General features: G+C 46.4%; 18 protein-coding genes. 16 read left to right on the plus strand and 2 right to left on the minus strand.

Going from position 1 to position 18,130, the window contains the following annotated elements; genetic code table 11:
- The first annotated feature begins 195 nt into the window (after positions 1-195).
- From P3L40_RS23140 to P3L40_RS23210, 15 genes are all read left to right on the plus strand, one after another.
- Positions 196-570: a hypothetical protein gene (locus P3L40_RS23140; RefSeq protein ID WP_094962195.1), complete on the plus strand. Its 375-nt coding sequence runs from the start codon at positions 196-198 to the stop codon at positions 568-570.
- A gap of 69 nt (positions 571-639) precedes the next feature.
- Complete coding sequence (locus P3L40_RS23145) at positions 640-1,701, plus strand: AAA family ATPase (protein ID WP_136135148.1); 1,062 nt, start codon at positions 640-642, stop codon at positions 1,699-1,701.
- A 94-nt stretch (positions 1,702-1,795) separates the two neighbouring features.
- Entirely contained in the window at positions 1,796-3,067 is a 1,272-nt protein-coding gene (locus tag P3L40_RS23150; protein ID WP_094962193.1) for a DUF3150 domain-containing protein, read from the plus strand.
- 242 nt (positions 3,068-3,309) lie between these two features.
- Positions 3,310-4,938, plus strand: a complete 1,629-nt coding sequence (locus P3L40_RS23155; protein ID WP_239509708.1) for a VWA domain-containing protein — start codon at positions 3,310-3,312, stop codon at positions 4,936-4,938.
- Between the two features lie 98 nt (positions 4,939-5,036).
- Positions 5,037-5,522, plus strand: a complete 486-nt coding sequence (locus tag P3L40_RS23160; RefSeq protein ID WP_094962191.1) for a hypothetical protein — start codon at positions 5,037-5,039, stop codon at positions 5,520-5,522.
- A gap of 60 nt (positions 5,523-5,582) precedes the next feature.
- Positions 5,583-5,897 (plus strand): hypothetical protein, encoded by a 315-nt coding sequence (locus P3L40_RS23165; RefSeq protein WP_094962190.1) that lies wholly within the window; start codon positions 5,583-5,585, stop codon positions 5,895-5,897.
- A 3-nt stretch (positions 5,898-5,900) separates the two neighbouring features.
- On the plus strand, positions 5,901-6,128 hold the full coding sequence (locus P3L40_RS23170) for a hypothetical protein (protein WP_094962189.1): 228 nt from the start codon (positions 5,901-5,903) through the stop codon (positions 6,126-6,128).
- A 43-nt stretch (positions 6,129-6,171) separates the two neighbouring features.
- A complete protein-coding gene (locus P3L40_RS23175; RefSeq protein WP_094962188.1) occupies positions 6,172-6,432 on the plus strand; it encodes a hypothetical protein in 261 nt (86 codons plus the stop codon).
- Positions 6,433-6,467: 35 nt separating this feature from the next.
- A complete protein-coding gene (locus P3L40_RS23180; RefSeq protein WP_094962187.1) occupies positions 6,468-6,857 on the plus strand; it encodes a hypothetical protein in 390 nt (129 codons plus the stop codon).
- A 36-nt stretch (positions 6,858-6,893) separates the two neighbouring features.
- Positions 6,894-7,403, plus strand: coding sequence for a hypothetical protein (locus P3L40_RS23185; RefSeq protein WP_094962186.1), 510 nt, complete (start codon positions 6,894-6,896; stop codon positions 7,401-7,403).
- 39 nt (positions 7,404-7,442) lie between these two features.
- Positions 7,443-7,655 (plus strand): hypothetical protein, encoded by a 213-nt coding sequence (locus tag P3L40_RS23190; RefSeq protein ID WP_094962185.1) that lies wholly within the window; start codon positions 7,443-7,445, stop codon positions 7,653-7,655.
- Between the two features lie 491 nt (positions 7,656-8,146).
- Positions 8,147-8,485, plus strand: a complete 339-nt coding sequence (locus tag P3L40_RS23195) for a hypothetical protein (RefSeq protein ID WP_165568268.1) — start codon at positions 8,147-8,149, stop codon at positions 8,483-8,485.
- Positions 8,463-9,539, plus strand: a complete 1,077-nt coding sequence (traF, locus tag P3L40_RS23200) for a conjugal transfer protein TraF (RefSeq protein ID WP_094962572.1) — start codon at positions 8,463-8,465, stop codon at positions 9,537-9,539. The genes P3L40_RS23195 and traF overlap by 23 nt, the downstream gene beginning before the upstream one ends.
- Positions 9,540-9,542: 3 nt before the next feature.
- Positions 9,543-10,979, plus strand: a complete 1,437-nt coding sequence (locus P3L40_RS23205) for a conjugal transfer protein TraH (protein ID WP_131680368.1) — start codon at positions 9,543-9,545, stop codon at positions 10,977-10,979.
- 14 nt (positions 10,980-10,993) lie between these two features.
- The gene (locus tag P3L40_RS23210) at positions 10,994-14,149 is read left to right on the plus strand and encodes a conjugal transfer protein TraG N-terminal domain-containing protein (RefSeq protein ID WP_140172836.1); all 3,156 of its coding nucleotides are present in this window, start codon (positions 10,994-10,996) and stop codon (positions 14,147-14,149) included.
- Between the two features lie 58 nt (positions 14,150-14,207).
- On the opposite strand, the gene P3L40_RS23215 is transcribed toward P3L40_RS23210, so the two are convergent.
- Entirely contained in the window at positions 14,208-14,384 is a 177-nt protein-coding gene (locus P3L40_RS23215) for a hypothetical protein (RefSeq protein WP_163768397.1), read from the minus strand.
- A 193-nt stretch (positions 14,385-14,577) separates the two neighbouring features.
- Between P3L40_RS23215 and traN the strand changes: the two genes are divergently transcribed.
- Positions 14,578-17,277, plus strand: a complete 2,700-nt coding sequence (gene traN / locus P3L40_RS23220; protein ID WP_136135411.1) for a conjugal transfer mating pair stabilization protein TraN — start codon at positions 14,578-14,580, stop codon at positions 17,275-17,277.
- Positions 17,278-17,348: 71 nt separating this feature from the next.
- Here the strand turns inward: traN and P3L40_RS23225 are convergent, their stop codons facing one another.
- Positions 17,349-18,095: a hypothetical protein gene (locus tag P3L40_RS23225; protein WP_131680371.1), complete on the minus strand. Its 747-nt coding sequence runs from the start codon at positions 18,093-18,095 to the stop codon at positions 17,349-17,351.
- Between the last annotated feature and the right edge of the window lie 35 nt (positions 18,096-18,130).

Consider the following 18,130-nt stretch of genomic DNA (forward strand, 5'->3'; position numbering starts at 1 on the left):
ATATCTGTACCAAATTCGATAGCCCGTTGCTTTTTAAGCTGCGGGTTTTTTTATGCGTCGAAAACGGTGTTTCGTTCTCATGCTGAGAACTACAAGTGCCTCCAGTCACTCTACTGGAACTTTGCAATACATTAAATCTCGCCTCTTTCCTGAGGCCTTAAACCTTTTAAATCTATTAATTTCAGGAGTCTCTCCATGTTTATCGTTAATCTGACTGCATATAAAGCATCCGACGCACAACGCGAAATGGGTGTGATTGATGTTGAACGTAACATTTCACAAGTTATTCGTGAAAAGCTCTCGTTCAATGACTGCCCTACTGTTTCGTTAATGCAACAACGTGCCGACGACCTTGCGGATATCGCTTTGCTGCTTTGTTCTCGTCACCAAGCTGAAGGTGTTTTGGTTTATGCCAAAACCTACTTTATGCCTACCCTGATCTCTTCGCTTTCTGAGCGTGGAATCAAGGCGTATGCCACCTATGCACCTAAGTCGATTGTCTGTGAACAAGGACAAATGAGTAGCCGGTACACGCATTCCAATCTGGTTTGCTGTTCTCCTGCCGCTTAATACAACGACTCTTCACTTTTTAAACTCCCTAAATTTTTTAAATCTATCTAAATTAATGAGGTTACTTTCATGACTACTTTTAACACTACTTTATCTGCTGATGCCCTGGTTCGTAACGTTGCTATCTCTCCGGAGCTATTCGGCGTTGTCATTCCAAAGGATTCGACAGTAAAAGTTAAACCGTATGCAGGTTTCGCTCCGGATAACGCATTCAGTGCGGCCATTCCTACCCGAAACAATAACTACGTGTTTGAGCCCTCCCTGCGTGCTTCTGTCTTGATGTGGATTAACTACCCCCAAGGTCAGTCGCTTTGGATTTCTGGTCCAACAGGTTGCGGTAAAACCAGTATTGTCGAGCAAGTTGCTGCACGACTGAACTGGCCTTTGATGAAAACAACGGCTTCACAGGATTTGGACATTAATAGTCTTGTCGGTGGTCTTCGTCTCGTTTGTGACAAAATGACCGGTGATACCCGTACAGACTTCCTTTATGGTCCTCTGGCACTGGCTTACAAGTTTGGCCTTATTTTTCTTTTAGACGAATATGACCAACTAGACCCAAGCTGTGCTAACGCTTTTAACGCTATTTTGGAGGGTGGGAATCTTGTTATTCCTGAAACCAATGAAGTGATCAAAAAGCATCCTAACTTCCGATTTGTCGCTACTGCCAACTCTATCGGCCAGGGTGACTTAACGGGTGTCTACGGTGGTGTAAAGGTATTGAACGTAGCGAACCTTGATCGCTACATGTTCATCAACGCCAACTACATGCCGAAAGACGTTGAAACCTCGTTAATTCAAAAGTTTATTTCTGAAAAGGTTCTTGCCGCTAAGTTAGTTGACGTGGCTAACACCATTCGTAAGTTGTTTGTCGGCAGTGATATCGCTGGTGATTTTAACCAGCCCGCTGATGGCTCTGCTATCAACGTCCCCACTGTTTCGCCAGACACGCGTTTGTCTGTTACTTGCTCTACACGCTCTCTGATTGCTTGGGTTGAACGTTTCTCGCTGATGCAGCAGGCTAAAATGCCTAATGCTCTGCAATTTTCTTTCGACCTGCAAATCGGTAACCGCGCTGGTGCTGATGATAAACGTGCTCTGCACGCCATCCTCAAAGCCATTTTCGGTTAAGCCTCGCTAAAGCCTCTCTGAATATAACTCTCTAAATATCGGCCCATCTTCGGGCCTTTTTAATTTCTTAAATCTATTAAATAAGGTAATTATTATGTCTATCAACACTCCAACTCAAGCTAACAACCAAGTCCTTGAACAACTGATCCTGGTCTCTCTTTCTGATATTTCGGGTATTAGCGGTCGTAAGAAACTGAAGAAAGAAGATTTTGGTGTTGGTGCCGATTTGCCACCGGATGTTATGGTGTCTCTCGGTTCCAAAAAAGTCATTGACCCGAAACTCATTAACCCGTTTGAACGTTTAAAGACTAAAGCTCATAGCTTATGTCAGGGTGTCGGGATTCGCTTTATGGGTGGCTATGCTATCCCTACCGACAAGGTTAATGAACTTATCAGTAGTTTGAATGACGTTAAGCAAGAGTTTTATGCCTACAAAAAAGAGTTTTTGAAAGCCGATTTTAATGGCTGGATCAACTCTTTCGAGGAAAAGTATCGTGCAATCTTATTGCGTGATGCGGCGATTGATATCGGCTATATGGAAGCTCAAATTCAATTTGGGTTTACTGCGATTCATATCACCCCTTACGGCAATGCCATCATTGAAGATGGTTTTGCAGGCCAAGTGAAAAGTTTAGCGGACGAAATCTACGAAGAAGTTTCGTCTATTGCAGAAGGGTATTTGAAGAATTTGAATCCCAATGCAATTTCGCAACACACGTTGAATCCTCTTCGTGTTGCTGTAGGAAAGTTTCGCACGTTATCCTTTATAGACTCCAGTGTTGAAGGTTTGTGTGAGTACATGTCTCAAGTCCTCGATAACTTACCTTTGACAGGTAAAATTACCGGTAAAGACTACAACGATGCATTGTCTCTTCTTAATAACCTGCGTGACCCGCATGCTGCTAAGTCCTTCGTTTCGTTGTTTTCAAATCCGCAAGCTGCTTCTGGTTTGGATGCCTCATTGGTTGCTGTCGATTCTTTTGAATTGCCATCTACCGATTTGGTTTCTCCACCAGCGCAAACGGTTTTGGAACAAGCCCCTGCTCCTGCTGAAGTGGTTACACACACTAACGCATTTGCAGTCGCTGAAACGATTGATGATAACTTCCTGGCTGATCTGCCAACTGACCTGCCACCGGCTGGCCCTGTTGCTGATCCTATTGTTTCAGAGGCTAATACACCGGCTTCTGTTGAAGTTGCCCCGGCTGCTGAGTCAATCGAAGTTGTTGATGACAGCGCGATGCTTGGCTCGTTTATCGACCCAACTGCTGAGCCTGTAAATCTGAACGCTCCGGCTTCCGAAACACTCGATACTGTGGTGTTTGCTGATGTCGATTCAGATGATGACGGTATTATGTTGTTCTAAATTCTAAGGCCCCTTCGAGGGCCTTTTTTAATTCCTTAATTCTGGACAGTTTCTAGTCCCTTTAAATCTATTAAATCTATTGTGAGGTAAGTATGGGTATTTATAACTCGCTGCCTATCGTTGCACGCGCCCTGAGTGATCAGTTTGGTGTAAAAGTTACGGTTGGTGGTTCTACGGCTTATGCCTCTCAGCAAGGTACTTCATTCACTATCAACATTCCTTTTTATAAAGATGCTGAAGAGTTGTCTGACGTCCTTCTGGGTTATTTGGTTCACGAAGCAGCTCATGTCAAATACACAGAGTTTCCTATTCTGGTAGAAGGCATTCCTGCTCGCGCCAAACAAGGCTACAACCCAAGTGTGCTTCATCAGCTGGTAAACATAACCGAAGACCTTCGTATTGAACGTGCGATTGGACGTCGTTTCCCTGGTGTACCTTCATATCTCAAAGCGTTAAATCACTTTGTTTTTAATGAAGATGCGCAACCAACTGATGATCCTGCTGTAGCGTTTCTCAACGGTTTGCTGCTATGTGGTTTCAAACGTTATCACGCGCTGAACATTCCTGTTGAGCAAGCCCAAGCAGACTTCATTCGCTTGTTCGGACAAAACATGTTTGACACCGCGATGGACCTTCTCGGTTTGGCGATTAACGCGCCATCAATTGCTGACTGTCTGGATATTTCCTGTCGTCTGTACGATCTCGCAGTAGATGCTTTTAACGAAAATCAACAAGACCAACAAGATCAGCCTTCTGGAACTGATGACGACTCTTCGTCTGAACCAAGCAGTGATAACTCACAGCCTGGCGATGACAATGGGAGTCCAGATTCCGAAGCTGATGCTGACGGTAATTCTTCAGGCGACCAATCGTCTCAAGGATCAGCTGATCAGCCTGGTGATGAACCTGATAATGATGACAACTCGGCTTCTGGCGGAGATGATTCCTCAGGTGATTCAACCAGCTCTTCATCTTCTAAAACAGCCAACTCAGACCCTTTTGCCAATATCACTGACGATGACCTCCAAGTGGTTATTAAAGGTGCTGGTGAGCGTTTGAATGACTGTGTTGAAGATACTGTTCCTCCAAGTGAGCGCACTCCTGCCGCCACCCCGTTCGGCATTGCTCCTGCTAAGCGTCATGCAACGTCTGAAGCTTCGGTTCTCCGAGGTGTTCAGGCTGCGTCTGGCCTTCGTCAGTCAATGCATGGGCTTCTTCAGGGTATGCAGCAAATTCGTCGTACACATAAAGAAACTGGTCGTGTTTTGGATACGCGTCGGCTGACTTCGGCTCTTCTAGGAGAAAACAAGTTATTCCGTCATAAATCCAAAGCTGTTGAGTTCAACTCTGCCTTTACTGTTCTGCTTGATTCAAGTAGTTCCTTGGGTTCTGACATGGTTGAAGCGGAAGCTGCTGTTGTCTCCTTGCTCTTTGCATTGGATGGCATCAAAGGTGTTTCGACTTCGGCCTATCATTTCCCGCATGCAACCACAAACAATGTTGGCTTGCTAAAAGCGCGTGAACAAAGCTTCCGGGCTGCGGTTAACGCAAAACAATTCGGTATTAGCGCAAATGGTTGCACGCCACTGGAACAAGCTTTATGGCCTGCGTTCAGTGATTTGCTAAACGCGCGTGCTGATCGCCATGTCATGGTTGTGGTCACTGATGGCAAGCCCGATAACTCGGGACCTGTTGTTCAGATGGTCAAGGACGCGAAAAAAGAAGGTGTGATTGTAATTGGTATTGGCTTCGGCGGTGCCAATGAAAACGTTATGACTTCTCTATTCGATGACACTGGTGTTGCTGTTGGTTCTGTCTCTGCCCTTCGCGGAAAACTTCTTGAGGTCTCCCGCAAAGCTTTAACTCGTTAATTTTATAACTTTCCTAAACCAACCCTAAGCCTCCTGCCTTGCATGGGGCCGGGTTTTTAATTCCTAAATTTATTTTAAATCTATTAAAGGTGATCGAAATGACTATGTCCAAAAAAGCAATTGCTCATGAAAATCAGTTGTCCTTCAACGACCTGTTTGAAGCTGACGACCGGACTTATGAAGCTATTTGCGCTGCCAAAGATGACAGTTATCAACTGCGTTATTCGCAACAGATGGCTTACGAAATTATCCGTGATTCTCTGTACATAATGACTGCTCCCAGAAGTAACATCGAACAGCGTATTGATGAAATTCTCTGGTTCTTTTCTGATAAAAATCAGTCAGACCTTTGCTCTTTCACAAGCTGCTGTTTCTTTGCCAAACTGGATCCCTATGAGACTCGTATGAGTGTTCTGCACCGCTGGAAGCATGATTTGGCTGAACAAGATCGTTTGATTCAGTCCAACCATTACGATGCGCCATCCAATATGGATTTCGTTGATTCACAGCGTCGCGGTTTCGAAAAATACAAGAAAGCGTTCTATCACTACTACCCTGCTGAAGCTGCTCGGAAGTGTGCATAACTGCTTAAAGAATAACGCTGACATTTGTCAGCGTTTTACTTTCTCTTGGAGATATTCATCATGGCTAAATATATTAATTTTGATACTTCTGTCGTGGAGCCACAAAACGGCTTTACCGTTAAAATGATTGATGACCTCATTGGTTACGTGCATGACAATTCACCAAGGCGTAGTGTTAGTCTGTTTGAAACCCTGCCTGTTTTTGAAGAGTCTTTCGTGATCAATACGTACCATCCAATGGCCCCAGATTCATTGGAAATACACTTTTTCCGTGATGAAGCGGGTAATTGGTGGCCGTACATGACCGTTGACGCACTGTGTTTAGTAAATACGTTAACAAATTACGGCTATAGTTTGATGGACTCCGAGGGTTAAGCCATGCTGATACCTTACGTGTCTTTCACGTCAAACAAACGGTCATTTTTAATCCGTGAAACCTCAATAGCTCAGTCCTGGCCTGATAGTCGCCACGCTGACGTTGAGACATTTGTGCTCTCTACTGGCAAAGTGCTTCGCGCCACCGACATTAAACGTTTTAACTTCATAGATATCGCTGCACATGAGGAACCTATTCCCGTCGCAGTAAACGATAATATTAACTTCTGAAAAGCAAAGGCCCCTTCGTGGGTCTTTCGTTTTGGTGAACTGTATGAGTGCTTGTGCATTGATTGAATACAATAACGCCTCCGCAAAACTGCGTGGCGTTGTCGTTCCCGGTGATGAGGCTTGTGTTAAATATGCTTTATCACGTTGGGCTGTGATTGCATTTCGTATCCGCAATACAGACGACAAATTCACCCGCATACCGGTTGAGGATTGGATTGAAGGTATTCAGGCAACTGTTAGCCCTTCCCCTGCTCGCGAACGCATCTTGGCCGCTTTGGCCCGTTGCAAACCCGGTATTTTTTAACTTCCTAAATTCATAAATCTATTAAAGAGGTACGTATGTCTCATTCTGTTGAATTGAGCATTTACGGTTTCGTATCTGAGAATATGCCCCTTTGGCCTACTTCTGATGTTCAAGAACAAGCTGATTTGGCGTTAATTCATTCCGATATGCTGACTGTGAAGCTGCTTAATGATCGTGGACTTGGCATTGCCAATACTGCGTTTGGTGTTAACCAAAACGAATCCCAGGTGTTAAAGCTGGCGACGCGTTTTGCGTATTGTTGTGCATGTGGCCGTTTCTCCGACCAAAGCCTTGACCTTCTCAAAAAAGAGATAGTCATGCTTGGCCGAGAATTGTGTTCCAAGTTCTTCGACTCAACGATGGCTGAGGCTATTCGTTTCGTGGCACATGAGCCCGAGTTCATGAAAGAACAAAGTGTTTGGTGATCATAACTATCATTTTTATCTACAGGAGTATTACTCATGCGTTACGTTACCTCTGATAATCGCTACACCACTACCTTCCCAATCGCTGTTCGCAACATCCTGCTGGAAATTGTGCCCGTTGATGAAGAAGATTATTCGCGCGGTTCTGATTTGCGCGATTATCAAGGAGTGGTTATTAATGAAGAAACCTATATCGACATCAATCATCGCTTTGCTGATTTAGAAGGCGAAGTTCGGACGTTGCTTGCGATGAACCGAATTGGTGTGGGTACGCAATCTTACAATGACCCTGACTGTCCGTCTCTGAGTATTAATCAAGCATTATTGATTAACCTGGCGTTGGATTTGAACGGTGTCATACATACTAGCCTGTACCTGGAATTGTTTAAGAAAAACATATTCTGCGCACAGATGTTGGTGAGTATTGTGGAGATGGCTGAAGCTGTTTTATCTGATGATGAAGAGCAGAACGTTTTCAAAGACACGCTCTTTGGTGGTGTCTACTCTCGTTTCAGTAATGGATTAAAAGCACGCCTGTTTCAGTGATTGCTTTTTTATGCCCTCAAACTCCCTTCTTGGTGATGTATGAAAAATTTACTTAAATTCCTTCCGCTGATTCCTGCGTTTATCATTGCTGCTGCAACTGTGTTTTTCGGTTTTGATGTTATGACAATGGTGGTTGTTCTTGTCACCTTGTCTGTCATTGCTGCTGGTTGTGTTGCTCTGGCCGTATATTTCATCGTTCTCATCCTTCAAGATGTTTACGGTAAAATCATGAAACAGCGTCAGGCTGTATAACTTTATTTAACTTCCCCTCCGCGCAGTCTCCTGGCTGTGCTTAACTTCCCTCAGTGAGCCTTAAAATGAAACTTAATACCCTTCGCTTCTTCTCTCTTGTTTTCACTGTTGCAATTGCCGTTATTGTGATTGTCTTCGGTGGACATTTTGGACTCAAGATAACAGAGGACTTTGTTATCAAAGTTCTTCTGATTGTCTCGATGCCTATCGCGTTTACACGCGACAAGAGCAAAACGTAATCTCAGCCTAGGGTAACTACCCTAAAACCCTGTCTTCGGACAGGGTTTTTTTTTGCTTTTTTTTACCCTCTATAACCTGTGTTGCATTAATGGACAATGCAAGCTAAGTAAACAAAACGAACATATCAGTCAATTTCAATCAAACCCAGTACCCATGCCGTTTTTGGCCTCGTTTTGCTGCCCTTTTTTGCCGTTTTCCTTATCTGTCTATGACAAAATGACCGCTCATTGATTCATCAGATGAGGGATTTGATGAAACTTCTCGTATGTGCTCACAGCCGCTCGATGCTCATGCCTGTTTTTAAGCTGCCAGCCCTACTTTGCACTGATTCCAATCGACTCAGCTTGCAACGTGAACTTGAACGAAAGTACGGTGGACGCATGACACTCGATGAGGCTTGTAGAGAAATTGGCATTAAGCCCGAAAGCATCATTAAAAAGATCGGGCAACAAAGGTATCGACACTATCAACTGTGCCAACAGCTGGAAAAAGCCAGGGTTTTCAAGGGGAAAAACTCTTTTTTCTGGACTGACAGGATAGCGGCAATTCTTACCAAAGGTAATGAAGATGAAATTCCAAAGTTTCAGTAAAACAGTCATCGCTACCCTGGTATTTGGGGTGCTCTCTGCTCATGCGGTAGCAGAAAGTGGCAAAGATAAACAAAAGGCCACCAGCGGACAGGTAACTGCTGGTGGCACCTCGTTTCTGGATGGGAAAGAGGAAGGTTGGTTCTGGAAAAAGACGCCTCCTGAACCGCCGGAAGAAATGGAACCAGAGCCTACGGTTGCTAAAACGGACAAAGCCGAAGATCAGGACAAGCAAATGCCTGTTCCCGAACCTTCCGTTACGGTTGCTGCTGAAGAGGGACCGGAAGCCTTCACCGTGGCCTGGTACCGGGAAAATGTACAAAAACTGCGTGACCGCGCGATCGACGACCCAACTCAGGAAAATGTTCGCGCCTATTATCTTGCTCAGCGCATCATGTTGGACAAGGCTAGCAGGTTTACTGATATGGCGCGCTTAGTGACGTCTACAGACCCGCTGATTGATGAAAGCAGTCGTCGCTCCACGTCAACCTTCGGCGCTATGGATCAGTCTGCTGAGGCTGAGAAAAACTCGCGGCTGGTCATCAAGGACATTGCCACCCGTGCGGGTGTTTTCTTCTTCTTCCGAGGCGATGATTGCTCCATCTGTGTGAAACAAGCAGCGGTCATGAATACGTTCACTTACATGACAGGCATGAAAGTCATTCCTATCTCGATTGATGGCAAGCCAATGCCTGGAAACATCATGGAAAACTGGCGTGCGGATACTGGTCAAGCTGCTAAGTTGCAGATCACCAATACACCCGCTCTTGCACTGGCTATTCCACCAGAAGCGACACGCATTCTTTCATTCGGCCCTCTCAGTGCCGATCAGTTGATATCCCGCACTATTATGATTGCGCATGACTCGGGGCTTATCACCGACGAGCAGTACAAAAGCACGCTTCCGTACAACGACAATGGGTATATCGACTCAAACATCCTTAAAGACATGCCGGAAGAGTACCTGGAAAACTCGGACGACTTCATCAAATACATTCAGAAAAAATCTGGGTACGCAGTGTCAACCAAGCCGAACAACGGTAGCGGGGGTAAGTAAATTATGGGTACAACGAAAGCGAAAGCTACGGGATTTAAACGCACTATTCTGGCCGTTTCGGTGGCACTTTCAGGGCTGTTCGCATCATCAGCAAACGCTGCGGATATTAGCTCTCAGCTGGACAGTATGTTTGGCTCTATGTCAAACACAACCAGTGCTGGTGACTATCACAGCATCACGCGCGATGGCTATACAGGGGGGGGATTTGTGCTACGCAACAAACTGCGAACACTTACGCCTGTAGCGATTGATCTTCCTTCTGCTTCAGGTGGTTGTGGTGGTATCGACCTTTTCGGTGGTTCTTTTTCATTTATTAACGCCGAGCAGTTTGTTCAGATGCTGCGTAACATCGCTGCTAACGCGGCGGGGCTGGCTTTCCAACTGGCACTGAACGCGATGGACGCCGTTCTGGATAACGCTATTTCAAAAATGCAGGCGGTAATCCAACAGATGAATGATCTGACTGTTAACTCTTGTCAGCTCGCTAAAGGATTATTGGTTGATACTGCTTCAGCGTTTGGTGAAAGCGCGAAAATGTCCGTTTCTTCGCAATTGTCTTCAGACGGTATCACAGACCAGTTCAAAGCCATGTGGGGTAGCGCTGGTGGTGGCGAAGCTCCAGAAAGAACGCAGGATGACGCTGGAAAGCGCAAGCCTTGCGGGGACTATGGTAATTTGATGTGGTGTCTACTTCAAAATGGACAATTTTCATCTCAGTTTGAGGGCTCAGAGCAACAGCAAAAAGAACTCGTGATGTCGCTGACCGGTACTATCATCATAGGTCAAGGTCTGGGCAGAGATAAAGATGGTTCTGCGACTAAATCTGTTATTCGACTGGCCCCTCTAGCTACCTCAACCGTACTCAATTCAGTGATTAATGGTGATCCTGAATTCCAAATGTGGAGTTGTGTAGGTCAAACTGAAACCTGTGAGGGTCCTGTCCAACAGACTATTGGCCTGAATGGCGTGGCAAATACGATCAATAATTTCTTCGTTTACGGTGGGTATCTGTTATCGGCAAATGAAGGGGGGGCGGTCAGCGAAGAGCGTCTTCGCCAAGCGGTTTACTATAACGTGGGAGGGGCTGCAAACAAGGCGACTACCCTTGCGCGCCGTGATCTGAACGCAAGTTATTCGTATGTACGTGATATTGCCCCGGTACTTTCATATTCAGCTGCGTATCAATACCTTAATGATTTGCTAACCGCAGCAGCGACGGGCGCTCGTTATGCTCAGTCAAATGACAATTCAGCTTCGGCATATTATGAAGATGTTTTGAAAATGATTGAGGACGCACGCAAAAATCTGGACATGTCATATTCCACGATGGCCTCACGGTATGGTGGTGAAGTGAAGATCCAAGAATACTTCCAACATTACATGCAATCGCTGCCGCTCACTGAGTTCCAGAGTGAAGGTTCGGTTGATGGCGCTCTCTAAGGGGATAGGAACAAATGACTGAGTGGAACGTCTATACCGTCGGTGATATCGAATTCATGCATAATGTATTCAATGCCATCGCTATGCTCATGAACAGCGGCATGTTTTCTGATTTGTTCCGTATCGCAGCGTTGTTGGGCGTGATCGGAATTGTTATTTCCTCAGCTATTTCAGCGGGGAAAACAATTTCATTCCAGAACATGGCAGTTTGTATCGTCATGTATATGGTGTTTTTCCAGGTCTCTGCCCGCGTCAATATTGAGGATGTGACCTCGGGTCGTTTCCGGGCAGTCGATAATGTTCCTGCTGGACTAGCTGCTTCGGCTTCGATTATTTCAACAGTGGGTTATTCCATCACGGAGAAAATGGAACAGGCATTTTCAACGCCATCCATGACGGAGTACGGTGCGCTTGATCCTCTGGTAGCTTTATCCACTTACTATGATTCTATGAAGAACCCAATGCGTTGGTTTATGGCAAACGAAAAACCGCGTGTGGATTTTGCGCGTAGTGTTCAGAACTACATGAAAACCTGTGTTATGAATGACATTGCGCGCGGGGCAAAGACCTATTCAACACTCTATCGTAGCGCGGAGGGCGTTCAAGGGCTTCGGTCTAATGATGCATTTCAACGGGTTGTTTTGTTTGATGGGCAGATGGTAGGTTGGGACCCTAATACCCCCGATATCAAAGACACTTCGTCCCAGTACACCTGCGCTGAAGCCTATGACAAGTTGAATATGATGCATTCTACTTCTAGTAAAATGCTTTCCGCGGCTTTCCAACGTTCATACAACGCATTAGGACGCGATTGCCAACCAGGTCATGCCTGTACCCAGAACTCAAAAGTACAAGAGGTTATGAACTTTTATAACATCAGTGGTACAACCATGCGTGATTTCCAAATGACCATGATCATGTACCCGTACCTTCGTGACGTGCCTAAATACGGCTATGAAGCCGCCTTCCGTGGTGCGGCAGCGGTCACTCGCGCTCAAACCCAAACCCAACAGGCTTTCCAGTGGGCTTCTTCAGGAGCGTCTTTCCTCTCCTGGATGGCTGCATTTATGCCTATATTCCAAGGATTAATCTACGCGCTCACCCCTTTCATGGCTTTCTTATTCGGGTTAGGGATTATGGGAGTTCGATTGGTCATGAAATACTTCCTTGTGATTATTTGGACTCAGACATGGATGCCACTTGCTGCAATCGTCAATATGTACATACTGGTGCATACCCAGACTAACTTGTCAGTTATCTTCAGAGATCCTGGGCAAGTGTCGTTTGATAAGCTTTATATCATGCTCTATGAAACGCAAAAGAGTATCGGTCTGGCAGGTAACCTCTATGCAATGATCCCTGCTTTAGGGGGGTTCATCGTCTGGGGTAGCTCTGTGGCCTTTAACTCATTAGCAAATTCTGCGGCCGCACCGCATGCGGCAGATACCAAACAGATGGCTCCGGACATTTCAAATGCGCCAGCCATCAGCAACCGAAGCGCCGATGTGAACTATGACCGCTCCAGCGGTACTGTCATGGGTGGGGCATCTTCTGCATTGCCTAAGTTTGACATGAAGCAATCTGCCTCAACCAACCTTGCCAGCGCTAAGCAGAACGTTGAATCAGCCTCTGTAGAACGGTCAGCATCTGAAGGGAGAATGTTCCAAGAAGTTGCATCAAGTATGAGAAACGGCACCCAATCTCAGCAAAGTCAAGATGCGATGCAGGCAGCATTAGGTTCACTAACCTCATCCCAACGTTCATTTGTTCAAGACGTTGCTTCGCGTAACGGGACATCCGAAGCTGAGGCTTTAACAGCCTTAAATATGGGCTCAGTGCAAGGGACTGCTCAAGCTAAAGCGGGTCTGGAGTTTGCAGGATCAGGCGCATCCGTTTCTGGTTCTGCTTCCTTACAGCGTAATGAGTCGGCCACGAAAGGTAAAACCCACACTGCCGACGCCAGTTATTCAAGCAGCGATAACGCCTCAAGCAGTGACGCAATGAGTTCTCAACTTAGCCAAATCAGGTCTCAGTCTTCAATGGCCTATTACAGCAGCATGCAAGCGGCTGGGCAAAGCACTGCGGCAACACAACAATACGCTGAAGCTTATAAAAAGCAGGAATCGGCTCAAAAATCCTATTCTGAAGCGCAGCAGTATTCGATGAGTAGCTCACTGGGCCAGAGTATGAACTCTGCACAGATAGCTCAAGCTATCGGTGGAAACTACGAGGCTCAAGCTGCATTGACTCAAGTGTTGGCAGGTCGCGAAGACTTATCTCAGCGGATTAATGAGGATACTGCACGCCTCTCTTCATTAGGGATGACGCAGGAAGATGCGCATACATTCGCCCAGTTCAGTGCGGCAGCATCAATCGGCCAAGCTGGCGAGGTTGCTAAGTTATCAGGCTTCGTGAGTGGAGGTTCACAACAACCAGAGGTGAGTGCAGAAGCAGCCAGGGCAAATCAGGGGATTGCGAGTAAGGCCGAGCAAGCAGAAGGTCATATTAACAACATTGCAGGCGGTGTTGATGGTAGCTCAAGTTCGACCCAAGGTCAGGCAGCTGCTGGTATCGCCGGTAACTACGCAGAATCTGCCCCTGGTACGGCTCAAGGGCGCGTCATTGATAAACACTTCGATAACAGAAAAATGGTGGATAACCATGAAGCTCGTTCAACTCAAGAGATGAACACCATGAGAGGCAACGCGGCGCGTTACGAGTTGGTGAACAAATCAAACTATGGGATGACCGGGGATGCAATGCCTAAGGTTCAGAGCGCCTTAGACAAGGTCTCAAATGGTATTAAGCCGGGTGGTTTCTCTTATCAGGAAGGTTACGGTCAGGCGCAAGAAATGGCCTCTCAAGTGACTGGTGTTAGCGGTGAAAGAGGCGAAAACGCTAAAAATGCCATTTCTCACTTGTATGGGACAGTCAAAGACAAAGACAATACACCGGAGCAAATGGAATACGCTCGCATTCAAGCCTTCCACGCAGTCACCCTCGCAACAGGTGGTGAATACGTGAACGGCAGACTTGAAGGCGGCGACCAGCAGTTGGCGATGGCGATTATTGGCAAGGTAGAATCCACGAAAAGCAACATGCATCGCACTGATGCTCATGTTGTTAAAGAATCTGTCGAGTCAATCATGTCAGATCACACTAAGAAATAAAGCTAGCAGGTCAATACACAAAAGCCTCCAAATGGAGGCTTTTTTTGTCTGAATCACGTTAGCCGGTAATCAACATGTAGGCGGCTGGGATACTCAGCACCAGCCAGAACATACAAAGTGCAATGTCTCGTTGAACACCGGGCGGTTTTGGTGGTGATTTTTTCGTTCTTACTGGTGTGTTATCGATCACAATGGGAGGTAGATAATCTACGCCGTGCGCGCCGAATGTACTCATTTTCAACTCCAAAATATCAGTTAAAGAAAAGCACCTCGTTTTGCTGCCCTTCTTTCTTGCCCGTATACACCATTGATTTATGCTTGCTCAATGGCGTCTCTATGTGTTGATTCTCTCACACTTCTTTCCAGCGACGAAATTTTCAGTGAAGCGCCTACTACCAATGCCTGCCATCTCTACAAGGTGATTACGAATGATAACCCTTTTTAGGAAAAATTGGTTTTCAAAAGCGGTCTGCACGCTGTTCACGATGAGCCACTTGGGTGTCGCAATGTATGCCCCCTATGCTTACTCGTCGAACTCAACTTCCAGTGCTCAGTCCGCAGTTGAATTCTATAAGTCTCTACCGGGCCTTTCTGCGAATAGCAACGGCACCGTTCAATACGGAAACGGCGAAGCTGTTAATTTAAATAGTGTTTATCCCAGTGAAGGTTCATCCACCTCACTCGATCAACTCAAATCTGTTTACGGGAATGATGGGGAGACTCAGAAGCTTGGTTTTGATACTGGCTCAGCACTGGCGTCAGAATCATCTCTTCGTGGTGAAGCCTATCGTGCGGTTGCAGGCTCAACGAAGACCACGGCTAAAATCAAGATCACAGACTCCATCTTCGACAAGCACAAGGACTTTCTGGCGAACCAAGATAAGTACATGCAGGATCTTGATGACTGCTCGATGACCTCTGAGCTCAATACCGATGGTGTCAAGCAGCACATTCCTGACATGAAAGAATGCACCCGCACCACCAGCGTAAGCGGGACGTATCGCCTAACGCATCCTTACGTCGCAGGGTTCCTGAGTCATAGCTCAGGCTCTGCAAACATCGAAGGCTGCGGTGAGGCCTGCGTCACTCTCTGGGTAGGTCGTGTCGGTGACAACTACTGGGATGGTCGCTGCAAAATATATGAAGAGTACACTGGGGTTCGAGTATATAACCCGCAAGCTATTTCAAGTGCAAAACTGACCTACGCAACTTGGGATGACTACATGCAAATCTACCTGGGTGATAAAAAGGTATTTGCTGGACCCGTTGCTGGCATGAAAGACGCTGGGACTGATGGAAAATATCGTCCTTGGAACTATAAAAAAGGGGAGCTATTCCCGCCGGAAACCGATGGACCTTGTGAGTTGGACACAAGTTGGCGTGTAGATCCGCAAGCAGATGTAACTCAAAACTTCCAAGAAGTCCAAAATGGCGACGAGTTGATCTTCAAAACCCGTGTTTCAGTGTATGGCAATGGTGAGGGTTACGCAAAACTGGAAGTACGTTATGACCCTTCCAAGGCTGTCAGCAAAGATGAATGGATTGCTGATAATCAGGACGGTTTTAATACCTTTTTGGATGCCGTAAATCAAGGTTATTGCCAAAACTACTCGGTGACCTGTAACGAAACAGTCACGCCGGATGCCAACGGCTGCGCGTATATCAATGGGGTTACCGTCTGTGAAAAAGACCTCAAGACGCCCCCTATCGGAGGGCTTTCGCCGTTCTGCCGTAGCGCAACTGTTGTCTCGAACTGTGGTACCGACGCCGGGGTTAACAACTCCTGTAAAGATTTTGATAGCAACAATGCCTGTAACTTCATCAAATCCACCTGTATCACAGGGGCGGCTGGTGGGCAAAGTGGCTGCTGGCAAGCCACAGAAACTTGGGACTGCGGCCAAGATGTCACAGTGCCAAGCACTACACAAACCGAGACGTACCAATGTGCAGGCGCAGTGCAGTGCATTAACGGCACCTGCTTAACGCCTGAATCAGAACCTAGCGGTGACTTCCAAACGGCTGTGGCAATGCTTCAGGCAGCGACTTATGCAGTGAACGAAATGACCTGCGGTGACGAAACCATCAACGTTGACCGTGCCTGTTCGTTGTTTAAAGGCGAAGCGGCCACATGTAAATCAGCGTTAGGTGGTTGGGTCGATTGCTGTAATCAACCGGTTGATGTTAGCTGGATTGAATACCTTCAGCTAACCTACTACACCCTCAAGGTTTCCGATGCCCTTGCAGTTAAAGCCGGTATGTTTGAGCAAGGTAAAGGCTTGTTCGACATGGGATCTGAATTGGCTAATAGTGCAATTGACGCAATCACTAAACCAGCAATGTCAGCATTGGATAGCTTAACTGGTAATGCTGGCTCGGCAGTTGCAGATAAAGTTGCTGACCTTGGTATCGGTCAGGTAATGGATCAGGCTATAGGCACACTGACTAAGCAAGTGGCCCAATGGACCCTTGATACTTTTGGGGCAAGTGTTACCAATGCTATATTCCAGGCTGGGGGCACTGCTGGTGGAACCGCTGTATCGGATGGTGTTTTGGCTTCTTCCGTTGAACTTTCATCTACCATTACTTCTGCTATTTCAGTGGTGGGATATGCATACATGGCTTACCAGATAGCAAATATCCTCGTGAACATTATCTGGGCATGCACGGCTGATGAATTCAAACTGGCAGTGAAAAAGGAAACCAAACTCGCCACCTTCATAGACAGTTGGTGCCAGAGTAAGCTCCTTGGTCAATGTATTGAAAAACGGTCCAGTTACTGCACCTTCAACTCACAGATTGGCCGCATCTTCCAAGAGCAGGGGCGAGCTCAATTGGGGATCGGATGGGGGGATAACAAAAATCCTGATTGTCGCGGTTTGACCCTAGAAGAGTTTGGCCGTATCGACTTCTCCAAAGTAGATCTCTCTGAGTGGATTGGTTCCCTCTACTCCGCTGATTTGCTCCCCACTCCAGAGTCTGTAAACCTTGACAGCATTACGGGAAAAGGTAGCATTCTGAACGTTGATGGAACGCGTAAGAACAGTCTCGAACGATTCCAGAGTGGTGTTGATAGTATCGACGTTTACGATCTGAAGGAGAAAGCAGGTGACTCTATTCAAGTAAGGTAGGGACTCTGTAGGTAATAAAAAACCCCGCTGGAATTTTCCTCGCGGGGTTTCTTTTTTTGGCGGAAACGAACTTATTTTTTAAATTCTAATGCCCGGCCATTATGGAATACGTATGGCGCGTGCTCTTGCGAGCCCGGCACAAACAATGCACGCTTAGCACCTAGAGCTACGGAAATCTCCTTCATTAACGCCAGGTTCTCTTTTTTAGCAGCAAGATAGAAGAAGCAAGACGACGCATATCCGGAACGATACTCGCTAGGATTCACTACCGTCGGTGGTTTGGGTAAATACCCGGTGTCTTTAGCTTTGCTCAATGAGAACCATTTCCAGCTTTTATCCTTACCACAAAGTTCGTAATCTTCGAAACCTTCCATCTTTGGAGCAAAAGATTTAAAGACTTTATGCATTTCGGCCTGATCAATTTCTCGATCGCCCCCAGCCCAGGAGCCGAATAAAACAACCCCATCAACATAAGGCTGAGGTCGTTTAGCAGTTAAAAAACCAGTTAATGCAATGAACGGGTCCTTAATAGCAAGCCCCCCAACGAGCTCAGCTGTACCCGCACCAGAGCGTTGGATCTTAGCTACCTCACCAGCTCGTACAGGGGTTTCGAGAGGGAGAATGTTACCGCCATCAACCAGCTTATTATAAATAACGTAATTATCACCAGCATCGTTAATCAAACGCATTTCCATAGAGCGCGCGAACTGCAATGCTTCAGACGGATTCACATCAACCGGCATCGGTTCAGGTTTGGATGCGCAACCGGTCATTACCATCGCCAGGGTGATCAGTGATGCGGTCAAAATCTTTTTCATGTCGAGTACCTTTGGTTTGTAGGATTGCAGGTAAG

This window comes from Providencia sp. PROV040 (genome assembly GCF_032706145.1).
Lineage (GTDB): Bacteria > Pseudomonadota > Gammaproteobacteria > Enterobacterales > Enterobacteriaceae > Providencia > Providencia hangzhouensis.